At 48.3% G+C, this 23,461-nt stretch carries 16 protein-coding genes; 5 read left to right on the forward strand and 11 right to left on the reverse strand.

Going from position 1 to position 23,461, the window contains the following annotated elements; translation table 11 throughout:
- The first annotated feature begins 185 nt into the window (after positions 1–185).
- The gene (locus J8N69_RS06590; RefSeq protein ID WP_168826386.1) at positions 186–1,769 is read left to right on the forward strand and encodes a cation:proton antiporter family protein; all 1,584 of its coding nucleotides are present in this window, start codon (positions 186–188) and stop codon (positions 1,767–1,769) included.
- Between the two features lie 87 nt (positions 1,770–1,856).
- On the opposite strand, the gene J8N69_RS06595 is transcribed toward J8N69_RS06590, so the two are convergent.
- From J8N69_RS06595 to J8N69_RS06630, 8 genes are all read right to left on the reverse strand, one after another.
- Positions 1,857–3,278 (reverse strand): FAD-dependent oxidoreductase, encoded by a 1,422-nt coding sequence (locus J8N69_RS06595; RefSeq protein ID WP_168826388.1) that lies wholly within the window; start codon positions 3,276–3,278, stop codon positions 1,857–1,859.
- 119 nt (positions 3,279–3,397) lie between these two features.
- Positions 3,398–7,849 carry a glutamate synthase large subunit gene (gltB, locus tag J8N69_RS06600; protein WP_168826390.1) on the reverse strand — a complete coding sequence of 1,484 codons (4,452 nt, stop codon included), beginning with the start codon at positions 7,847–7,849 and terminating at the stop codon, positions 3,398–3,400.
- 481 nt (positions 7,850–8,330) lie between these two features.
- Positions 8,331–9,860: an SPOR domain-containing protein gene (locus J8N69_RS06605; RefSeq protein WP_168826392.1), complete on the reverse strand. Its 1,530-nt coding sequence runs from the start codon at positions 9,858–9,860 to the stop codon at positions 8,331–8,333.
- 31 nt (positions 9,861–9,891) lie between these two features.
- Entirely contained in the window at positions 9,892–10,998 is a 1,107-nt protein-coding gene (gene aroB, locus J8N69_RS06610; protein ID WP_168826394.1) for a 3-dehydroquinate synthase, read from the reverse strand.
- Positions 10,998–11,546, reverse strand: a complete 549-nt coding sequence (locus J8N69_RS06615; RefSeq protein ID WP_168826397.1) for a shikimate kinase — start codon at positions 11,544–11,546, stop codon at positions 10,998–11,000. The genes aroB and J8N69_RS06615 overlap by 1 nt, the downstream gene beginning before the upstream one ends.
- A gap of 42 nt (positions 11,547–11,588) precedes the next feature.
- Positions 11,589–12,767, reverse strand: a complete 1,179-nt coding sequence (locus J8N69_RS06620) for a type II and III secretion system protein (protein WP_168826399.1) — start codon at positions 12,765–12,767, stop codon at positions 11,589–11,591.
- The gene (locus tag J8N69_RS06625; protein ID WP_168826401.1) at positions 12,760–13,470 is read right to left on the reverse strand and encodes a hypothetical protein; all 711 of its coding nucleotides are present in this window, start codon (positions 13,468–13,470) and stop codon (positions 12,760–12,762) included. Before J8N69_RS06625 ends, J8N69_RS06620 begins: the two co-directional genes overlap by 8 nt.
- Positions 13,442–14,374, reverse strand: a complete 933-nt coding sequence (locus tag J8N69_RS06630; protein ID WP_168826403.1) for a hypothetical protein — start codon at positions 14,372–14,374, stop codon at positions 13,442–13,444. Before J8N69_RS06630 ends, J8N69_RS06625 begins: the two co-directional genes overlap by 29 nt.
- A 159-nt stretch (positions 14,375–14,533) precedes the next feature.
- Here J8N69_RS06630 and J8N69_RS06635 point away from each other — a divergent pair, with 159 nt between their 5' ends.
- Complete coding sequence (locus tag J8N69_RS06635) at positions 14,534–16,987, forward strand: penicillin-binding protein 1A (protein ID WP_168826405.1); 2,454 nt, start codon at positions 14,534–14,536, stop codon at positions 16,985–16,987.
- Positions 16,988–17,105: 118 nt separating this feature from the next.
- Here J8N69_RS06635 and J8N69_RS06640 read toward each other — a convergent pair whose 3' ends face one another.
- The 3 genes from J8N69_RS06640 to rpmE form a co-directional block, all read right to left on the reverse strand.
- Positions 17,106–18,374, reverse strand: a complete 1,269-nt coding sequence (locus J8N69_RS06640; protein WP_168826408.1) for a malic enzyme-like NAD(P)-binding protein — start codon at positions 18,372–18,374, stop codon at positions 17,106–17,108.
- 166 nt (positions 18,375–18,540) lie between these two features.
- Positions 18,541–19,278: a thermonuclease family protein gene (locus tag J8N69_RS06645; protein WP_227804002.1), complete on the reverse strand. Its 738-nt coding sequence runs from the start codon at positions 19,276–19,278 to the stop codon at positions 18,541–18,543.
- Between the two features lie 56 nt (positions 19,279–19,334).
- A complete protein-coding gene (gene rpmE / locus J8N69_RS06650; protein ID WP_168826412.1) occupies positions 19,335–19,550 on the reverse strand; it encodes a 50S ribosomal protein L31 in 216 nt (71 codons plus the stop codon).
- A gap of 266 nt (positions 19,551–19,816) precedes the next feature.
- Between rpmE and J8N69_RS06655 the strand changes: the two genes are divergently transcribed.
- The 3 genes from J8N69_RS06655 to hslV all read left to right on the forward strand — a co-directional run bounded on the left by J8N69_RS06655 (position 19,817) and on the right by hslV (position 23,420).
- Complete coding sequence (locus J8N69_RS06655) at positions 19,817–22,048, forward strand: primosomal protein N' (RefSeq protein ID WP_168826414.1); 2,232 nt, start codon at positions 19,817–19,819, stop codon at positions 22,046–22,048.
- A 76-nt stretch (positions 22,049–22,124) separates the two neighbouring features.
- Entirely contained in the window at positions 22,125–22,760 is a 636-nt protein-coding gene (locus J8N69_RS06660) for an SPOR domain-containing protein (protein WP_168826416.1), read from the forward strand.
- A 108-nt stretch (positions 22,761–22,868) separates the two neighbouring features.
- Entirely contained in the window at positions 22,869–23,420 is a 552-nt protein-coding gene (gene hslV, locus J8N69_RS06665) for an ATP-dependent protease subunit HslV (RefSeq protein ID WP_168826418.1), read from the forward strand.
- Positions 23,421–23,461: the final 41 nt, after the last annotated feature.

Raw genomic sequence — 23,461 nt, forward strand, 5'->3', positions numbered from 1 at the left:
CATGCAGATTAGGTAAAATGAACATATCATTCAAATAGAATAAACGACGTTAGACATACCACAAATGGTATGAAAAATAATTAAGGCAATGCATCAAATAGCCGTATTAGCTGCTGCACGGCTTCTACAAATTTCGTATGATATTTTTAGTCTTTATACTCCCCCTATCAACCTAGAAGGATACTATGGAATTTATTTGGATTTTGTTCGCATTTGTCTGCGGACTGGCCGTCAAAATGATCAACTTACCGCCATTGATCGGCTTTTTGCTTGCTGGTTTTCTACTAAATTACTTTGGCTTCGAGTCTAATGACACCCTAGAAACACTGGCCAACATTGGCATCACCTTGATGCTGTTTAGTATTGGCCTAAAACTGCATGTCAAAGATCTGCTAAAACGCGAAGTATGGGCATCCACCCTCAGTCATATGGGTGTTTCGAGCCTGCTGTTCGCGGCAATTGCCTTGCTGCTTGGCATTTTTAGTTTGCCTTATTTTGGTCTGCTTGAGTTTAAAACCGCGGCACTGATTGGCTTCGCACTGAGTTTTTCCAGTACCGTCTGTGTAATGAAACTGTTAGAAGAAAATGGCGAACTAAAAACCCGCCACGGCCAACTCGCACTGGGCATTTTGGTCATGCAAGACATAGTGGCGGTGATATTCCTCGTCGCGGCAACGGGTAAAATCCCTTCTATCTGGGCCTTAGGCTTATTTGGCTTACTGCTTATTCGTCCGCTAATCAACAAAATCGTCGACAAATCTGGGCACGGCGAAATGCTGCCATTAACCGGGCTTTTTCTCGCGCTGGGAGGTTACGAGTTATTTTATTTAGTCGGTGTAAAAGGCGATTTAGGCGCGCTCATTTTTGGCATTTTATTGGCGTCTCACCCCAAAGCCACGGAAATGAACAAATCGCTGATGAATTTCAAAGACCTGTTCCTGATTGGCTTCTTTTTATCTATTGGTTTTACCGCCTTACCCACCGTTAGCATGATAGGTATGAGCTTGATTATCACCTTAATCATTTTGGTTAAATTTGCGCTGTTCTTTGCCTTAATGACCAAGATGAAACTGCGCGGTAGAACCTCTTTTTTATCGTCACTGATCCTTTCCAACTACAGTGAATTTGGCCTAATTGTGGTGGCATTAAGTGTCGCTAATGGCTGGCTCGAAAAAGAATGGTTAGTCATTTTAGCCCTCGCCGTGTCTATTTCCTTTATCATTACCAGCGTCATTTATCGCCAATCTCATCGCCTCTACCGCAACAACAAAGAAACCATTCGTCAATTCGAAAGCCGCCAATGCCTGCCGGAAGACACCTTCACCCAACCTAAAGGCGCCGAGGTATTAATCGTCGGTCTGGGTCGAGTCGGACGAGGCGCTTTTACATCGCTTAAAGGCGTGATGGGTGATGCCGTCGCAGGCATGGATACCGACCGTAAGCGCATCCGAATCATGCAAGACGTCAATGAAAATGTGTTTTATGGTGACGGGGAAGACGCCGACCTCTGGGAGCGTTTAGACACCAGAGGAATTCGCTTAATCATGTTGGCCTTACCCATAGCCGAAGACAGCACCAACATTGCCATCCAGCTGCGCAAAGCCAACTACCAAGGCCAAATCGCCGCCATCGCCCGCTACCAAGACGAACGCGACACACTGCTGGCATCTGGCATCAACAACGTCTTCAACTTCTACACCGAAGCCGGAACGGGGTTTGCAGAAGAAAGCTTGGCATTGATTCAACCAGCGGAAAGCACCGCAGCGTAGATGCCATTCAAAAAACAGACAAAAACGCCAATCAGATGACTCTGATTGGCGTTTTTAATAAGACATTGGTTAGCTAAGCCGTTGTGATTATACGTCTAAGAAATCCATAATACCTTCTGCGGCTTTACGACCTTCATCAATGGCAGTAACCACTAGGTCAGAACCACGCACCATGTCGCCACCCGCAAAGATTTTTTCGTTGGTGGTTTGGAACATGAATTTGCCTTTCTTCGGGGCGATAACACGACCACGAGCGTCGGTTTCGATGCCGAATTTTTCGAACCAAGGCGCTGGGCTGGCTTGGAAACCAAAGGCGATCAATACGGTATCAGCCGGTATAATTTGCTCACTACCTTCAATGATTTCAGGGCTACGACGACCATTTTCGTCAGGCTCGCCCATTTGGGTTTCCACCACTTTAACGCCTTCCACTTTGCCGTTACCAATAATTTCCACTGGTTGACGGTTGAAAAGGAACTGCACACCTTCTTCTTTGGCGTTTTGTACTTCTTTACGAGAACCCGGCATGTTTTCTTGGTCACGACGGTAAGCACAAGTCACGCTTTTCGCGCCTTGACGAATCGCGGTACGGTTACAGTCCATGGCGGTGTCCCCCCCGCCCAAGACAACCACTTGCTTACCTTTTAGATTCACATAATCAGCTGGGTCTTCTTCGAAGTCTAGGCAATGATTGACGTTGGAAATCAAGTAATCCAAGGCATCATGAACACCTGGCAGGTCTTCACCAGCGAATCCGCCTTTCATGTATTTGTAAGTCCCCATGCCTAAAAACACGGCATCGTACTCTTCCAACACATGTTCAAATGGCACGTCATCACCAACAGACGTCCCAAGCACAAACTCGACGCCCATTTCTTCGAAAATTTCACGACGACGTGTCATGACGCTTTTTTCCAGTTTGAACTCTGGAATACCAAAGGTCAGCAAACCACCGATTTCTGGGTATTTATCAAACACCACAGGCTTAATGCCATTACGAACGAGAATGTCCGCACAAGCCAAGCCAGCCGGACCTGCACCAACGATAGCAACAGTTTTGTTAACCGGTACCACATTAGACATATCAGGACGCCAGCCTAAAGCAAACGCCGTGTCTGTAATGTATTTTTCAACAGAACCGATCGTTACCGCACCAAACCCGCCTTCACCCAGCGTACAAGCACCTTCACAAAGACGATCTTGTGGGCAAACTCGGCCACAGACTTCGGGCAAGGAGTTGGTTTGATGGCTCAACTCAGCGGCTTCCAAAATACTGCCTTCGCTCACTAGCTTCAACCAGTTTGGAATGTAGTTGTGAACAGGACATTTCCATTCACAATAAGGGTTGCCACACTCTAAACAGCGGTGCGATTGATCTTTCGCACTGGCTTCTTCGAATGGTTTATAAATTTCGACGAATTGCGCCTTACGCGTAATTAAAGGCTTCTTTTTCGGATCTTTACGATCCACTTCGACGAATTGAAATGCGTTGTTCAAGCGCTCAGACATAAGCTGCTATCTCCTCGGCTGCTTGTAAACAAGCAGCGCTTCTCTCAAATGGGTCAGACTGATTCGTTCATAACGCTTGGATTGATTCTTAACTCAACCAAGCGCGATAACAGCGTGTTTTATTCCGGACGTTGACGAGTGTTTGCCAAGAGTGCGCCTAAGCTGGCGGCTTTTGGTTTGACTAGCCAGAACTTGCCAATGTAGTCATAGAAGTTTTCTAGGATCTCTTGGCCCCATTCGCTGTCGGTTTCTCGGACGTATTCTTCGATCACAGAGCGAAGGTGTGAACGATATTCTTCCGTCAATTCCGTACCGATGCGGTGAATTTCCACCAATTCGTGGTTGTACTTATCCACGAAGGTACGGTCTAAATCGAGCACATAGGCAAAACCGCCTGTCATACCCGCACCAAAGTTGTAACCAGTATTACCCAGTACCGTCACCATGCCGCCGGTCATGTATTCACAGCAATGGTCGCCCGCGCCTTCAATAACGGAGTGAGTACCAGAGTTACGCACCGCAAAACGTTCACCGGCCGTACCGGCCGCAAACAATTTACCGCCCGTCGCACCGTATAAGCAGGTGTTACCGATAATGGCAGAATCTTGTGATTTGAAAATCGAGCCTTTTGGCGAGCGAATCACCAGCTTGCCGCCTGTCATGCCTTTGCCCACGTAATCGTTGGCATCGCCTTCTAGGTACATGTTCAAGCCACCCGCGTTCCATACCCCGAAACTCTGACCTGCTGTCCCCGTCAGTTTTAAGGTTAATGGCACATCAGACATACCTTGGTTGCCATATCGCTTGGCAATTTCACCAGACAATCGCGCACCAATAGAACGGTCACAGTTGGTCACGTCAAACGCAAATTCGCCGCCTTCTTTCTCTTCAATCACGTCTTTTACCGTGTCCCACATTTTTAGCGCCAATAGGCCTTTATCATGTGGAGGGTTAAAGGGTGTTTCACAGTATTGCGCTTTGTCCGCTGGAATCAGGTCGTTTTTCAGAATCGGCGACAAGTCTAGGTTACGTTGCTTATCGGTTTCCCCTGGCAAAATCGCCAATAGATCCGTGCGACCGATCAAATCTTGTAATCGCGCCACACCCAACTTCGCTAACCATAAACGTGTATCTTCAGCCATAAAGCGGAAGAAATTTTTGATCATCTCGACCGTGCCGATGAAATGCTCATCGCGCAGCATTTGATCTTGCGTCGCCACACCGGTTGCACAGTTATTCAAGTGACAAATACGCAAGAACTTACAGCCCATGGCCACCATTGGCGTGGTACCAAAACCAAAGCTTTCCGCGCCTAAAATAGCCGCTTTCACCACGTCTAGACCGGTTTTTAAACCGCCGTCGGTTTGTAGGCGAATTTTGCCACGCAAATCATTAGAGCGAAGCGCTTGTTGTGCTTCCGCCAAACCTAGCTCCCAAGGCGAACCCGCATGACGAATAGAGGTAATTGGCGACGCCGCCGTACCACCATCGTAACCAGAAATAGTAATCAAATCGGCGTACGCTTTCGCTACACCGGCGGCGATCGTGCCCACACCCGGTTCAGAAACCAGTTTCACCGATACCAAAGCATCTGGGTTGACTTGTTTCAAATCGAAAATCAGCTGCGCCAAATCCTCGATAGAATAAATATCGTGGTGCGGTGGCGGTGAAATCAAGGTAACGCCTGGCACGGCATAACGTAGACGAGCAATTAAGCCGTTGACTTTACCACCGGGAAGCTGACCGCCTTCACCCGGTTTCGCGCCTTGCGCGACTTTAATCTGCAGCACTTCTGCGTTGACCAAATATTCGGGTGTCACACCAAAACGGCCAGAGGCGATTTGCTTGATCTTAGAACGACGCTCAGTACCGTGACGAGCGGGGTCTTCACCACCCTCACCAGAGTTAGAGCGACAACCTAATTCGTTCATTGCTTGGGCTAGGGCTTCGTGTGCTTCTGGTGACAAGGCACCCAACGACATACCCGCTGAGTCAAAGCGAGGTAGAATCGCTTCAATGGATTCCACTTTGTCCAACGCAATCGCTTTCGCTTTATCTGACAAGGTAAACAAGTCGCGCAACATAGACGCTGGGCGGTTGTTCACTAGCTCAGTGTATTTAGTGAAATCTTCAAAACGTCCACTGCCTACTGCGGTTTGTAGATTGCGTACCACGTCTGGGTTAAAGGCATGATATTCCGCTTCATGGACGTATTTTAAATAGCCACCTTGCTGAATCGGTTTACGCAATTTCCAAGCATTACCGGCGATGGTTTCTTGATCTTTTTGGAAGTCTTCAAAACGCGCGCCTTTAATACGGCTTGGCACGCCTTTGAAACACAGGTCGACCACTTTTGTGTCCAAACCAACGGCTTCAAACAATTGCGCGCCACGGTATGAAGCAATCGTCGAAATCCCCATTTTGGAGATGATCTTCATCAGGCCTTTGTTGATGCCTTTACGGTATTTCACGTGGCAAGCGATTGGATCACCCAAGACTTCGCCTTTATCAACCATGTCGTTGATGAGACGATAAGAAAGATAGGGGTAAACCGCTGTCGCGCCAAAGCCGAGCAACACCGCGAATTGATGAGGATCACGGGCAAAGCCAGTGTCAGCAATGATGTTAGAATCACAACGCAAACCCTGCTTCGACAAATGATGATGCACCGCGCCTACGGCCATAGGCGAAGGAATCGGCAAATGACCTTTGGCGATATCACGGTCCGTCAGCACGACAATCACCGCACCATTACGCACCACTTCTTCCGCTTTCAATTGCAAGTTTTTAATCGCTTGCTCAAGAGACACGTCTTCTGGGTTGTAATTGGTGTTTAAGCGAATCAAACGGAAACGGTGATCGTCTAACGCCAACAAACGGCTGTATTTTCGAGCCGACAGAATCGGTGACGACAAGATAATACGGTTAGCGTGCTTTGGCGTTTCTTCAAATAAGTTACGTTCTACGCCGATGCAAGTTTCCAGCGACATCACCACAGATTCACGCAGTGGATCGATTGGTGGGTTCGTCACCTGAGCAAACTTCTGGCGGAAATAATCCGTCACGGGGCGAGTTTGGCTCGACATAACCGCCATTGGCGTATCGTCACCCATAGAACCAACCGCTTCGTGGCCGCTTTCCGCCAAGGGACGGAAAATCTGCTCGCGCTCCTCAAAAGACACTTGGAACATCTTCTGATACGTGAGCATTTCTTCTTTAGTGAAAGGTTCAAACTCAAGAGAGGACTCTTCCAACAAAGATTCGATCCGAATCGCTTCCTGCTTCAACCATTTTTTGTATGGGTGCATGGATTTAAGACGATTATCAATGTCATCCGTATGCAGCACTTTGCCATTTTGCGTATCGATGACCAACATTTGGCCTGGGCCAACACGGCCTTTCGACACGACATCTTCTGGTTTATAGCCGTAAGTACCGACTTCAGAAGCCAGCGTAATAAAACCGTTCTTAGTGATAACCCAACGCGCTGGGCGTAAACCGTTACGGTCTAGCATACAAATCGCATGACGTCCGTCGGTCATCACCAAGCCTGCTGGGCCATCCCAAGGATCCATGTGCATAGAGTTATACTGGTAAAAAGCACGCAACTCTGGATCCATGTTTTCCACGTTTTGCCACGCTGGTGGAATGATCAAACGCGCCGCACGGAAAATATCCACGCCGCCGGTTACCAAGACTTCCAACATGTTATCCATGGAAGAAGAGTCAGAACCGGTTAAGTTAACGATAGGCTGAAGGTCTTGCAGCTCAGGGATAAGCGGTGTGCGCAGCTTGCTACTACGCGCCAATGCCCAATTACGGTTACCTTCGATAGTATTGATCTCACCGTTGTGCGCCAACATACGAAACGGTTGCGCCAATGGCCACTTAGGCAAGGTGTTAGTGGAGAAACGCTGATGGAAAACACAAATCGCCGTTTGCATTTTTTCATTGCCCAAGTCTTTATAAAAGAAAGGCAAGTCCACTGGCATCATCAAACCTTTGTACGCCAACACCTTGTCGGACAAAGAACAGATATAGAAGTTTTCGTATTGCGCTAGGGCGATTTCCGTTTGACGACGTGCGACAAACAAACGCGTTGCAAAAGTTCGCGCATCCATACGATTGCTGTCGACAAACACTTGCTCGATACGAGGCAAGCAATCCATCGCAATCATACCAAGACAAGACGCATCGATTGGCACATCACGCCAACCCACCACATTCAAACCTTCATCGATCAGCTTTTTAGTTAAGGTGTCGCGCTGCTCAGTGGCAAGCGTTTCATCTTGATCAAGAAACACCATGCCGATGCCATAAAGGTCAGACAAGGTGTGATTAAATAGCGCATGTGCTTCGCCACGTAAAAATAGATCTGGCTTTTGGATAAGAAGACCACAGCCGTCACCCGTTTTACCATCAGCGGCGATACCGCCACGGTGCGTCATACATGTCAAAGACTCAATGGCTGTTTTAAGTAATTCATGGCTAGTATTGCCTTCCATATGCGCAATTAAGCCAAAGCCACAGTTGTCTTTGAACTCGCCAGGACGATAAAGACCTGCATTCATACACCAACTCCCACAATTGAAACGTAAAAATAAAAATTAGATAAAATTCGACTATCAGATGGCTGGGCTAAAAAGCGCAAGCATAGACAAGTTCGCTTCGAGAATGACTATCATCTACCCAAAACACCACCTAAATGGACGGTCATACTACCCTGCCAAAGATCACGACTCAAATGGACACAGGCTTGCTTTATGTCATTTTGGCGTTTTTTACAGGGGGTTTAGCGGCAAATAATCAGGAGTTAGAGAATTATCTATGGCTGGAGTTTTTCCAAGCAGAAAATTCCACTGTTCATTGAGGTTTTTCAGGGAATTACAGTGATTTTTACTTAATTGAGGGTTTTACCATACAAAAGCCTCACAAAAAGAGGCTTTGATGGCATTTTATACAGGTTTAATCCGCAACAAGGGGCAAATAAAACAAGCTGACACCTTGGTGCGGTAACAGGCGCCAACGAAAGTAAGGCGAAGGCAGAGGTGATCACTGCGCTTTTTTAATGTCATCCTGTATACCACGAGCACTTCGCGCCCAAGGATTTAGATCACGGATATCTTTGGGCAAGGACTCCGCCGCCGCGATCGCTTCACTTCGATTACGATACGAACCATACACCACCACAAACCAATCTCTGCCATTGTGCTTGGATTTAAAGTATCCAAAGGCACTGATGCTGCCTTGATCACGAATAAAGTCTTTTACCGTATCCTGATTATGAGTGCCTAATAACTGCAAGGTGTAGCGGTTTGGGTTTTGCGATAACCACCATTGCGTTTTATCAAACGGGTCTGTCTCCTTTAGATTGCTCGGTGCCTCTTTTCTTATTGGCTCAACTTTCCCTTCCGCTTCTGGCGCAGGCGCCACGGTTGGTGCTTCATTGCGCAGAGGGGCCGTAGCGATAGCAGGCGACAACATCGATGGCGAAGAAGATACGCCATTAGACGTACTGATTGGCGGCAAAGACGTACCCACCGGTATCGGCGGCAGCAGAATCTCCCCTTCTTCACCGATTCTTCGTTGCATGGCATCAATGCGCGCAATGGTTTCTGTGGAGGATTGCCCTTGTCGCGGCGTCAGCGGAATCACATTATTGCTTTTGGCCGTCGTGTTTGATGTCGATGGCGTGTCAGAAAACAGCACCGCCACTAAGATACCCAACATCACCACCGAAAGCAGCGCCATGTGCGCCAACGGAAACCCCATCGCAAGGTTAAAACGTAACGCGGATTTTGCTGGTTTATTGCCATTGCCCATCATCGCCTGAGCCAGCTGATTGATGCGCCCAGGGTAACCGCCCGATTCTTGGTGTATCTGCTTCACCTGCTTGTCATTAAACGGCAAGTTAATCTCCCCTCCCACCGCACGCACACGATGCAACAAATAGGCTCGGGTTTGCTCTAGTGAATAGGGTGCTAAGGTAAAAGAATGGCTCAGTTGTTCATAACGAGAACGTTGAAATGCATCAAGATTGCGCGCTAGAGAATACTCACTAAACAACACAACATGGGGAACGGTTTGATTTTCGGTGGCCAATGACATCATGTCCAACAGCATTCCCACCGCGTCGCTGTTTAACTCTTGGGCATTATCAATCAATACCAGCGCCGCTTGGCCTTTTTCATCTAAATCATGGGAAAACTTGAGCAAAGGACCAAAGGTGGTTTCATTGGGCGGCTGTGAAAAGTGACTGGCAAAACCAAGATACATGGCTTGCAGTAGCTGCCCAGCCGTCATCAACATTGTGGCTTTGACGTGGCTGACTACCGTGGTGTCGTCTTGATGACGAGCGAACTCCATTAAAAAACGACTTTTGCCACTGCCTTGCGGCCCTTGCACCACGGAAAGCAAACTGCTGTAGCGGCTTAGGTGTTCAAGCAATGCTAGCTGCTGATTGCCTTCTTCCGAAGCAAAATACACAGACGCGTCTTTCGAGCCAAAGGGATCCCTCAGCGTGGCTTTTGGCGGCTGATTCAGCGCATCTTCTAAATCAAACTGAAAGTCTGGCTTAGACATAGTCGTCCTTCAACAATAAGTCACCTACAGGTCAAGCAAGGCTGGCTTGCTTACTCACTTCAAGCGCATCGAAAAGGCAGGCGTCAAAGTCTTGCAGCGGAAAGTCAGACGTCACAATAGCGTCGCCCATCGATCCCAACAAAACTAAACGCAAGCTGCCATCAAGCACTTTTTTATCCAACGCCATGCGCTCAACAAACGCCTCACGTGTCATTTCAGCCGGTGGCAACACCGGTAAATTTGCGGCTTTAAACAGCGCCACAGCACGGCTGACATCTTGTTCAGAGACATTGCCCATGCGCCAAGAAAGGTCTATCGCTAACACGCTGCCCGCGGCAACCGCTTCGCCATGCAACCAATTTCCATAACCCATTTCCGTTTCAATCGCATGGCCAAAAGTATGCCCAAAATTAAGGATAGCGCGAAGGCCACCTTCTCTTTCGTCTTGCGCCACTACGTTCGCTTTCGCCAAACAAGACCGGTAAATAGCGTCGCTAATTTTGTCATTGTCCAACGCCATCAACTGAGGCATTTCTTGCTCTAGCCAATCAAAAAACGGCGCGTCACAAATCAAGCCATATTTGATGACTTCCGCCATGCCCGCAGACAACTCTCGCGGCGGCAAGCTTAATAAGGTTTCGGTATCAATAATCACCGCTTGAGGCTGATAAAACGCCCCAATCATGTTTTTACCTAGCGGGTGATTCACCCCCGTTTTGCCACCAACGGAAGAGTCCACTTGTGACAACAAGGTCGTCGGCACTTGAATAAACGGCACACCGCGCTGATAGGTGGCCGCGGCAAAGCCCGCCATATCCCCCACCACACCGCCGCCCAAGGCAATCACCGTCGTGGTACGGTTGTGTTTTGCTTCTAACAAGGCTGACATGATCATGCCGTAGGTTTCTAACGTCTTATAGGATTCACCGTCCGGCAAAATACAAGTATCGACTTTATAGTCTACTGATAACATAGACACCATGGCGTCTAAATACAAAGGCGCGATGGTGTCATTGGTCACTATCATGACTTGTTTGCCATGAATAGCGTCATCAAACAGCGATTTCTGCTGGCGAATTCCACTACCGATAAAAATAGGGTAACTGCGATCGCCAAGATCAACGGTTAACGTACGCATTAGGATACAGTGCTCTCCATTTTCAGATGTCGCTTTATCGCGTCCAGCACCTTATTGGCGACAGAACGAGGATGGCGCGCATCGGTTTCGATAATCAAGGTCGCTACTTCTCGATAAAGAGGGTCGCGCACTTCAAATAGTTTTTTTAATGTCGCTTTCGGATCGCCGGTTTGCAACAGCGGCCTGTGGGTACTTTTGGAAGTACGATACAGTTGCTGAGCAACGGAGGCATAGAGATACACCACTAGAGCATTGTCGCGCAGAATGTCTCGATTCTCTTCGCGCATGACAATACCGCCACCGGTGGCTAATACGCAGTCACCTGTATCAGATTGTGCAATAGCGGCCAGCGCTTGGGTTTCACGACGACGAAAACCGTCTTCGCCTTCTCTTTCAAAGATCCAAGGAATATCCGCACCAGCATTGTCTTCAATGACTTTATCCAAGTCATAAAACGCTTTGCCCATTGATTGAGAAATCAAACGACCTATGGTGGTTTTTCCTGCGCCCATCGGGCCTACTAAAATAATATTGGGGGCTTTTATCATTGTATTCAATTACGTCGGAATTAAGCAGATTTAGACTGCGGCCTAGTTAACTGACATTTGTAGCAGCTTTGGCGTAATAAATACAAGCAATTCAACCTTTTCTTGCTGTTCTGAACGCCTTTTAAACAACTCGCCCAGCCATGGGATGTCACTAAAGAATGGCACCCGACTTTCCGATTCGAAACTTTCTTCGCGGAAAATCCCCCCTAAAACAAGCGTTTCTTGGTTTTTCACCACTACTTGCGTCTTTAAGCGATTGGTTTTTAAACTCGGCACACCGTTAACCAAATCCCCTACCGAATCTTGATGTATGGTCAACGACAACAAAATATGTTCGCCGTCTTTGACAAAGGGTGTCACCTCTAACATCAGTGCAGCCTGACGAAATTCAACGTTAATATTGTCATCATTCACTGTCTGGTAAGGCACTTCTGTGCCTGACTCTATCCTCGCAGGTAAACCTTCCGAGGTGACTATTTTGGGTTTAGAGAGAATATTGGCGCTGCCTTCGCTTTCCATCATGTCTAAGGTAAACGCCAATAACCCCGCGCTGCCAGCGGTGGAAAAATCCAGACTGCTGGTCGACACCAACGCGCCTAAATCCACCGCGCCACCGAACGACGAGCGCACGCCATCGGATAAATTAGTCTGCCAATTCACCCCAAATTGCGATTGTGCAGAGCGACTCACCTGAGCAATTTGCGCACTGATTTCAATTTGCCTCAACGGCGCATCGAGCCAAGCCAGCGTTTCTTTAACGCCGGCTATCGAATGACAAGAATACGTCACAATAGAGTTAGTACGATTGTCTACAATAAGGCTAATGGAAGGGTATAAGGTTTGTAAGTGCACACCAACTTCTTCGGCTTTGGCGTGTTTCAATACCCAATAATCTCGCTGACAAACCGACGACTCAGGCGCTTCAATAGAGATAACATCTTCCTCTGCCAGCAAAATAGCGACGTCACCCTGCCACTCAAGTCGAATCCTTGGTTGCTGCGCAACCGCTTCCATCACTTCGCGCCAGCTGGCGTCTTTAATTGACAGGGTTAAAACCGCGTCTATGTCTGGACTAATCACCACACTTTCATTCATCTGTGACGCCAGCCAAGGCAGCACCTCCTGCAATGGCCGCGCTTCAAAATACACATCCATCGCCCAAATCGGCCGTATCGCAAGCAACACAAAAAGCACACAACCACGCCGTATTCGCTTAATCATCTGCCCGCTCCTTTTCCCGAATCATCAACGCCATCTGCGCACCATCCTTTGCCAGTAACATGACCCGATCAAAAAACACATCACTGACGGTCAACCCAGCCACAGACAACCAACTTCCCTTGCGCACCCAGTGTCGATGTTGTTTGTATTCCAACAAGGCCGATGTCACATTCCCCGCTCGCATCGTCGATAATAAGCGCCAATCGCGCTCAACAAACCGATACGCACGCAAGGGGGTTGGCAACCAATTGTGGTAACTTCGATTGCCATGCATCCCCTGCACATCAAATGATAATCGCCCAAACCAGCGGCCGTCCGACGTTCTTTGCCAATCAACCGACAGTAAACCTAATGCGAACTGAGCCTCGATCACTTCAAACAAGTGCTGCCATTGCGCTATCGAGGCGGTGCCTTGTATCGACCATTTCGTTGGCACCTGATCTTTCTCGGCAGCCACGTCATGAGTCACCCAAGGCACCGCTGAAAGCACGAGGTCATTAAGTTGCTCCGCCTGTAACCGGGTCTTGCTCCAATCCTCTGACGCTTGCTCTTTTAGCCGGATGTGGCGTGTCATTTCACTGTGCGACTGAGACAAAAAAGGGTACCAAGCCGCTATTTGCAACAGGCTCAATAGCACGACAAGCGAGACGGTCATGCCATAAAAGAGCGAATGACTAAGGTTTGAACACACTGATATGCGCATCCACTACACCCTCCTGATTAAGTCCAGACGGTGAATGATAGAGGTCACGTTTTACTTCCCAGCGCCAGTCAGGTTGTTGCTGTCGCCATGCCGTGAGCAAGAGGCTCAATGCTTGTTCCGGCAAGGTCACACTAAAGGTCACGCTTGACGCCGCGCCCTCAAACCGCGCCAAGCGAGCCGAAGACGGTAAGCCTTGGACCATCTCCAGCGCCGACGCAACAAAAGCATTCGCCGTTTGATCGTCTTGCCAAGCCATCTGATCTGCCAATGCCCGCTGACGCTCCTGTAGCGCAAGCACGGACTCTTGCTGCCAAGCCATAAAATAAAACAACGCCGCAGCATGAATCAGTAAACTCGCCAACAGCAAGTATCCCCATAAGCGCAACGCGGTTTTACGCTTTTCTTGATTTGGCTGATAAACCGACAGGGCATGTTGTGCGATATAAGACCAAGACCGCGCTTTAGTGTGACGGTTTTCCCATAGGCTGAGAGGCATTAACAAACAAGACGTTGCCGCCGCTTGAAAGGGTAAACACACCGCTTCCGCCCAATCCTTGGTGCAAGCAAACACCGTCAATTGCGCACTTGTCGTCGACAGCACATTTTGTTGATAACTAAAGCATACTGACTCAGGGGGCGAAAAGGTGGTTTCTACCGCATAGCTCAACGCCGCCAGAGGCAATAAAGACCTAGGGATAACATGATCTAATGCATGCTGAGAAACAGACAAACAATCATCTGGCACCAACACAAGCAGACGTGACGATTTAGATGACAGTGAATCAATGTTGTGGGGGTCAATGCAGTGTGGATCGATAGAGCGCGCCGCATCATGGGCAGACTCATACCAAGTGCCGTTTTCAGGCCTGTACAGAACCACAGAATAGGTAGGCGTAAGCGTCATTATTCATCCTTGAAATACTCAGCAAAAGTAAGCAATTACAATCTGGCATCCTAGCCAAACTTGCACAAAGATAACACGATTTGAGGCAAAGTTAACCACCTATTCTGGGCAGATTTTAGGTATAATGCTTTTTTTTCATCCAGCATTTATTAGACTCATATGGCCAAGGCACTCAAATTATTCTTTCTTCTCAGTCTTTTTGGTGCGCTTTGCGCCGCAGGCATCACCTATGCCGTTTACTACAATGTAAAGGATCGCATTCCCACTGTTGCCGAGCTCAAAGACATTGAGCTTAGAATCCCACTGCGCATTTATACCGCAGACCATCAACTGATTGGTGAGTTTGGCGAACAACGCCGTACACCGATCAACTATGATGACATTCCACCCGATTTAGAACACGCGATATTAGCGGCAGAAGACGCCAATTTTTACCATCACCCTGGTGTGGATGTTTTCGGTTTAGGGCGCGCTGTGATGCAGCTGATTACCACAGGAGAAAAGCAAGGCGGCGGCAGTACCATCACCATGCAAGTTGCCAGAAATTACTTTTTATCCTTTGAGCAAACCTACACCCGTAAATTTACCGAAATATTTATTTCCCTCAAAATGGAACAGGAATTAACAAAACACGAAATTCTTGAGCTGTATGTCAACAAAATCTACCTAGGAAACCGCGCTTATGGTTTTGAAGCCGCCGCCCAAGTCTACTATGGTAAAAGTTTAAACGAATTGGACCTTGCCCAGCTGGCAATGATCGCAGGCTTACCAAAAGCGCCATCACGTTATAACCCAGTGGTCAATCCATCGCGCTCCCTGATTCGTCGAAACTGGATTCTGCAACGCATGCTGTCTCTTGGCATGATAGACAAAGCCGCGTACGAAGCGGCGGTAGAATCACCCATCAGCGCCAAAAATCATGGCGTCATGCCAGATATAGAAGCCGACTACATTGCCGAAATGGTCCGTTCTGAGCTTTATACTATCTTTGGCGACGACCTCTACAATACCGGCATGACCGTTTACACCACGATAGATTCCACTCGTCAAAAAGCCGCCAACAAGGCCGTCTTCAACGGCGTTCTTGCTTACGACACGCGACACGGTTACCGCGGCTCGATCGACACACGCAGCGATTTGGTTGAGGCATCACTAGAAGAACAAGAACAAGCGCTACAAGACATAGCACGCTTTAAAGACTGGCAAACCGCCTTAGTCATCGCAACGAAAGACACCACCGCCGATGTTCGATTGGCGAATGGCGCGCGCGCCACCCTAGTTTGGGAAGCCATGAAATGGGCCAGACCCTACATCAATGAGGATTCACAAGGGCCATCACCCAAAACCGTTGCCGATATTTTAGTGCCCGGTGACATAGTGCATTTGCGCCCCGACGAGCAATACGAGTGGGTACTGACACAAAAACCCACCGTTCAAAGTGCGCTTCTTTCTCTTAACAGCAAAGATGGCGCTATTCAGGCGTTAGTCGGTGGCTTTAACTTTTACGACAATAAATTTAACCGGATTACTCAGTCTAAACGCCAGCCGGGGTCCAACTTTAAGCCGTTTATATACGCCAGCGCCTTGAATAGAGGCTACACGGCCGCCAGTATTATCAACGATGCTCCGGTGGTATTTAACGACACTAATCTCGCTTCAGCATGGCGTCCCACCAATGATGGCGGCAAATTTTATGGTCCAACACGATTACGCCAAGCCCTATACCGTTCACAAAACATTGTTTCGGTTCGACTTTTAGACGAAATGGGCATACGCCCTACGCTCGACTTTTTGCGTCGCTTTGGTTTTGACCCAGACCAACTACCTCACAACCTTTCTTTGTCATTAGGCAGTGCCAACTTATCGCCATTGCAACTGGCGGCGGGTTATGCGGTTTTTTCGAATGGCGGCCATCAAATACAACCCTACCTGATAGACAAGGTCGTAGGCCGAGACAAGCAAACGCTGTTTCAAGCCAACCCGGTGACCGTATGCGTCACTTGCACCTTGCTAGATAACAAAACAGATAATGAACCGGAGAGCGAAACTCAAACCGGGCTATTTGAAACAGCAGACGGGATTCGCAACCTACCTGTGGCACCTCAAGTGATTGACCCAGAAGTAAACTACATTGTTTATGACATGATGAGAGATGTCATCAAATACGGCACAGGACGTCGGGCTCTGGTGCTTCGAAGAGATGACATTGCAGGAAAAACCGGCACCACAAACGATGGTCGCGACGCGTGGTTTTCAGGCTTTAACGGTGATATTGTCACCTCGGTTTGGAGTGGCTTTGATAATAACTCACCGCTTGGCCGTGGTGAATGGGGTGGCTCGATATCGCTACCGCCATGGATAGAGTACATGCGCGAGGCATTAAGGGACACTCCGCCCTCTTTCATTCCCAAGCCTTCGTCACTCGTGACGGTGCGCATTGACCCTAATACCGGTGAACGCGCGCTACCAGGCCAGTCTAATGCCATTTTTGAGATCTTTAGAAAAGACCACGTTCCACCTCAACGTAACCTACACCTGCCCACAATGGACGGGATAGGAAGCGGCACACAGGAAGACAAACAAGAAAACAACGCCTTAGAAAACCTATTCTAATACCCGTTTTTTAGCTTAAAGCTTTTTAAGCGACGCTATTTAGACCAAAAATGTTATTCAGACCAAAAAAAAGCGACGCTATGTTCATGCGTCGCTTTTTTTACGAGAGATACGTCAATTACGCACCGAAGTGATCAAGACTCTCAAGCGGGTAAAAGTCTGGATAAGGTAGCATAGCCACACCAGAATCAACCGCAGCACGAGCAACCGCCGCCGACACGACGTTAAGCAAACGAGCGTCCATTGGTTTTGGCAAAATATACTCTTTACCGAAGCTCAATGGTGCGCCACCGTAGGCTGCAACCACATCCGCAGGCGCGGCTTCTTTGGCAAGATCTTTAAGCGCATGAACTGCCGCCACTTTCATTTCTTCGTTGATCTTAGTCGCACGAACGTCTAAAGCACCACGGAAGATGAAAGGGAAGCCAAGCACGTTGTTTACTTGGTTCGGATAATCAGAACGACCTGTTGCCATGATCAAATCATCACGCGTTGCACGAGCAAGCTCTGGATTGATTTCTGGGTCAGGGTTTGAACAAGCAAAAACGATAGGATTAGCGGCCATTTTAGCAAGCTGGTCAGCAGACAATAGATCTGGACCTGATACGCCGATAAACACATCTGCGCCTTCCATTGCATCATCAAGCGTGCGCTTGTCAGTATCAATCGCAAACATGGCTTTGAACTGGTTCAAGTCAGTGCGGCCAGAATGAATAACGCCATTACGGTCAAGAACGAAGATATTTTCACGTTGTGCGCCACAAGCAATAATCAGCTTCATGCACGCTGTCGCGGCGGCACCTGCGCCCAAACAAACGATCTTCGCATCAGCAATGTTTTTACCTTGAAGCTCAAGCGCATTCAGAAGACCCGCTGCGGTCACAATTGCCGTACCGTGCTGGTCATCATGAAAGACAGGGATAGAACAACGTTCAATCAATTGACGTTCAATTTCAAAACACTCAGGCGCTTTAATGTCTTCTAAGTTGATACCACCGTACGTGTTGGCAATGCGCGCAACCGTATCGATGAAAGCCTGTGGGCTCTCAGATTCTACTTCCACGTCAACCGAGTTAATGCCAGCAAAACGCTTAAACAACAAGCCTTTGCCTTCCATAACCGGTTTACTGGCCAATGGCCCTAAATTACCCAAACCTAAAATAGCCGAGCCATCAGAAATAACCGCGACTAGATTGCCTTTACCCGTATAACGGTAGGCATTTTCTGGGTCTTTTGCGATTTCACGACAAGGTTCTGCCACACCTGGACTATATGCCAGAGCAAGATCACGAGCGGTTGCGGTAGGTTTTGAAATAGTAACGCTCAGTTTTCCTGGAACTGGATATTCATGATAATCCAGTGCAGCTTGCTTAATATCTTCTGCCATTATGATGTTTCCGTCTATTTGGTGTTATTAATTAGTTTTATGATAGCCAAACTGGGCCTTGTCCCCAAGCCTACAAAAGCTTCGAAAGTGGCACCTTATAATTTTGAATCATCAGAATAGTCGATCTACTCAATACTTTAAAGCGTAAACCCATAGGAATATTCTATCAGTCAAGGACCGAGAAGCTCTCTACTTCACGCAAATCGTTCGGGTGTCTTACAGTAAGAACCCAAGACTTAAACTTTGAATAGCGACTTTTCCTCTGATGTTGCCAACCTCGTACTTCTAGCGTCTTACCTTCAAGATAAAACACCTTTTGAGCGGGCCAGTAATCGGTCACGTAAGGTGGTAAATTGATCACTAGATCCTGATCGGTTTCTAGCCACCAACCCCCTCGGTTCTGAGTAATTGAAGTGATGTTAACACGAGAGATTGCAAAGCCAGCTTGTGGCTGCCATTGCAAAGATTGCCGCCATACTCCCTTATGCGCATCGCGAGCGGCGTTTTCAGCCGCCTCAAAACAAGCTTGATAGGCCAAGTTTGGAGGCACGGCAATACGATAACCAAGTCCTTCGGATAGTAACTGACTTGCTAGTGAAATACGATCTTTATCGAAAAGGTAGTACAGAAAACGACCGTATCGGTCACGTTCATTTTTGGCTGGCTGAATATAGACAAACCGGTCAAGACGCGAGCGAAGGAACGCTGTTGCCGCCACTGCATAAGGCTGATGATGACCGTTTTTATGATCAAGCTCAGGAGTATCTACTCCCACCAAGCGCACTTTTCGCCCATCGCTCAGGTGAATGGTGTCGCCATCAACCACTCTTTTAATGCGCGTTTTTTCCAGCTCACCCGTTGCAACACAAGACTCGCTCGCGTGAACAGAAAGTGACAAAAACAAAAAAAGCGCCAAGAAAACTGGGCGCTTTTTTAATGCGATTACTATCATACCAGCAATTACTTAGCGGTACGACGAGCTCCGAAACGCTTGTTAAAGCGATCAACACGACCACCAGTATCCAACATTTTTTGTTGGCCTGTGTAGAAAGGGTGACAGTTGCTACATACGTCGATGTGCATGTCTTTACCCGCTGTTGAATTTAGGTTCAGAGTGTTACCACAAGTACAAGTTGCAGTAAGCGCAGAGTAATTTGGGTGGATATCTTTTTTCATCGTAGTTACCTTAAGTTTGGTGTGCCGCCACTTGATCAATATAAATGGGCTATTGCCTCGCCAAGCACCGCACGTTTCGTTGTACAGACATTGTACAGTGGATCCAAGAGTGGCGTATTTTAGGGATGTATGACCCAATCAGCAACCTTTTTATCATGCTTTGCGGATAAAATTGTGACTCGCACCGACCCACCACTCTGACGTACACTTAATCCATCGTCGATGAATTCTATTTTTGCTTTATTAAACAAGGTCTAACCTAACGCATGCAAGAGGCGCTTCTTACCCCTTACCCCTTTATCAAAGTCGCTTTGCCGGTGCCTATGCGCACGCTGTTTGATTACAAGGTACCCAAAGCCATTGCCCTTAGACATGAATTAGCACCGGGAATGCGGGTCAAAGTTCCGTTTGGCAAAAGCACTCGCCTTGGCGTCATTGTGTCACTCAGTGACACCAGTGACTGGGACCCCGAACAGGTCAAGCCATTGACCTCATTGCATGATAAAAGCCCTGTTATTACAGCGGAGCTAATGGCTTTGTGTGAGTGGGCCGCGCGCTATTATCACCATCCCATTGGCGATGTTATCTTCCATGCTTTGCCAGTTTTATTACGCAAAGGCGAAAACGCTGAGTTTCGCACCGAAAATTGGTGGTTCACCACACCACAAGGCCAAATACTGCCGCTTGAACAACTCAGTCGAGCGCCACGCCAACAAGATTTTTTAAAAGCCGTACAGCAGCACCCTAATGGTTTAAGTCAGCATGCGGCGTCCGTGCTAGACCTAGCGCCTAACGCGGGAAAAAGCTTAGAAGAAAAAGGCTTATTGCGCCGAGAGCCGCGCGCCTTTAATAAAGGCGGAGAAAGACACGCCCACCAAACACAAGTACCGCCAACCCTCAATCCAGAGCAATCGCGAGCGACAGAGCAGCTATTAGACCACCGCAAGCACTTCCATGTGGCCTTATTAGACGGCGTCACTGGCAGCGGTAAAACCGAAGTGTTTTTGCGTCTCATGGCACGTTTGATAGAAGAAGATAAACAAATTTTAGTCATGGTGCCCGAGATCGGCCTGACGCCACAAACGCTAAAACGCTTTGAAAATCGCTTCAACACCGACATAGTATTAATGCATTCCAATATGAGCGACCGAGAACGCTTAGACGCTTGGTTATTAGCCGCCAGTGGTCATGCAAAAATCATTATCGGCACACGCTCAGCGGCGTTTATTCCCGCCCCAAATCTTGGCTTAATCGTCATAGACGAAGAGCACGATTCCTCTTACAAACAACACGAAGGCTTCCGTTACCATGCTCGGGATCTTGCCATTAAGCGCGCCCAAGCCCTCGACATTCCGGTTTTACTCGCCTCGGCCACGCCGTCTTATGAAAGCCTAACCAATGCCCTGCAAAAGCGCTTCGCTTGGCTCAAGTTACGACAGCGGGCAGGCAATGCACACATTCCACAAATGGAGCGCGTCGACCTACGCGGCAAAACCTTAGTACATGGTTTTAGCGAACATGCCTTGGCCAGCATGAAGCTTTGCTTGGAACGTAAAGAACAAGTCTTGGTATTTTTAAACCGTCGTGGCTACGCACCCACATTAATGTGTCACCAGTGTGGTTGGATTGCGGCTTGTGATCATTGTGATGTTAATCTCACCGTCCACAAACGTGCCAACAAGCTGCATTGCCACCATTGTGATACGCAAAAAGCACTGCTTCAAACTTGCCCAGAATGTCAGTCGGAAGAATTATTCACCGTCGGTGAAGGCACAGAGCAGATTGAAACCCAGCTCAGTACGCTGTTTAAAGACACGCCCATTCTGCGCATTGATCGCGACAGCACACAACGCAAATTTGCCATGGCAAAGCTCACCCAGAAAATCCATGAACACGACCAAGCTATTCTGATCGGCACACAAATGCTGGCAAAGGGCCATCACTTCCCTAATGTCACCCTAGTGATCATCATGGACGCCGATGCGGGGTTATTTTCCTCTGATTTTCGCGGTATGGAACGCACCGCTCAGCTCATAACTCAAGTCGCTGGACGGGCGGGGCGAGCGAAAAAGCCGGGCCATGTGTTATTGCAAACCTACCACCCTGATCATGCCGCCATTGAATGCCTGTGTACTCTTGGCTACGAACACTTTGCCATTGATGGCTTGGCGGAACGCAAATCCCTTGCGCTGCCGCCCTTTTATCATCAAGTCATTGTGCGGGCAGAATCAGGCAACGAACAAGAAGCCATGCAGCTGTTAGCGGCCATGCGAAACGACCTTGAACCTTACTTTGCTAAGGAGGTTTATCTGGTTGGCCCTTACGCGGCAATCATCGTCCGTAAAGCAGGGCAACACCGTGCGCTGATCTCGATCAAAGCCGCTCAACGAGCGCCTTTACACCAAACTGTCCAAATCATGACACAATGGTTAGAACACGCCACACGGCAACATAAAATTCGTTTTGCAATCGACGTCGATCCACTGGAAACTTACTGATCTTGCCCGCATAATGTGCGCAACTCTCACTGCGTTTATTTATTGACGCTAAAGCTAACTGCAAAAAGTCCAAATTATGTTTAACCCTATGCAAATTGCCACCAAAGGGAGTCGTCCAAGAAAAGGCGCGACTCGCCGCACGCCACCCCCACCAAAGCGTAAAACAACCTGGTGGTTATGGCTTCTTGTGCCCGCCATTCTTATCGCCTTTGTTTACGGATTAACACAGCTGAGCCAAGTCCCTGCCGCTAAAAAGCCCGCTCAACTGAATACATCTAAGCCTGAAAGTAAAAACAACACCGAGAGCAACCGTAAGCCTGAAAGCAAAAGCAAACCAGCGCCCACCAACGATGCGGTTAAACTTATCCCCCAAGACACATTCGATTTTTATCAGATACTACAAGACAGTAAAGTGGACACCAGCCACGTAGAAGCTTATCAATCCACGCCGCGTGGTGAGCAAAATTATTACTACATGCTGCAGGCCGCGTCGTTCAGAAACCCTGAAGATGCGGATCGTATGCGTGCACAACTTATTTTATCGGGCTTGGTCGAAACCAGTGTGAACAAAACCACCGTCAAGGATAATCAACCTTGGTATCGAGTGGTGCTTGGGCCCTATGATTCACGCTCCAAAATGAACCGAGCCGAAGACAAACTCGTCTCCATGGAGATTTCGCCGTATTCCTACAAAGTAGATAAAGAGCAATAACATGGCGCTTTATCGTGCACAGAAGATGAAAGCGTCTTCCGTGCACCCTCCTCGCTTGAAATTCTTCCTCTTGCCCCCATTTCGTTAGAATCGAAACGGGAGTAAACCATGACAACGATTCTTACGGTACGAAAAGGCAACCAAGTCGTCGTAGGCGGCGATGGGCAAGTTTCTTTAGGCAACACAGTGATGAAAGGCAACGCCCGCAAAGTGCGTCGTCTATACCGTGGTGAAGTGATCGCTGGCTTTGCGGGCGGCACCGCAGATGCTTTCACCCTTTTTGAGCGCTTCGAAGGTCAGCTCGAAAAACACCAAGGCCACCTTGTACGTGCCGCAGTGGATCTGGCTAAAGACTGGCGTTCAGACCGAGCGTTGCGCAAACTAGAAGCCATGCTGATTGTCGCCAACAAAGAAAGCACCTTAATTATTACCGGTACCGGCGATGTCGTTGAGCCACAACACGGCGCATTAGCCATTGGTTCCGGCGGCAACTTCGCCGAAGCCGCAGCGCGCGCCTTGATTGACAACACCGACTTATCCGCCAGAGAAATCGTTGAAAAAAGCCTCAACATCGCGGCCGATATTTGTGTGTTTACCAATCACAGCTTAACCATCGAAGACATCACCATAGACTCGCAGCTTGAAGACAAGTCAGAATAAGGCACTCTACACGCGACGCAGAAACCATCACCCAAGAACAT

It is taken from the genome of Marinomonas profundi, assembly GCF_020694005.1.
Taxonomy (GTDB): domain Bacteria; phylum Pseudomonadota; class Gammaproteobacteria; order Pseudomonadales; family Marinomonadaceae; genus Marinomonas; species Marinomonas profundi.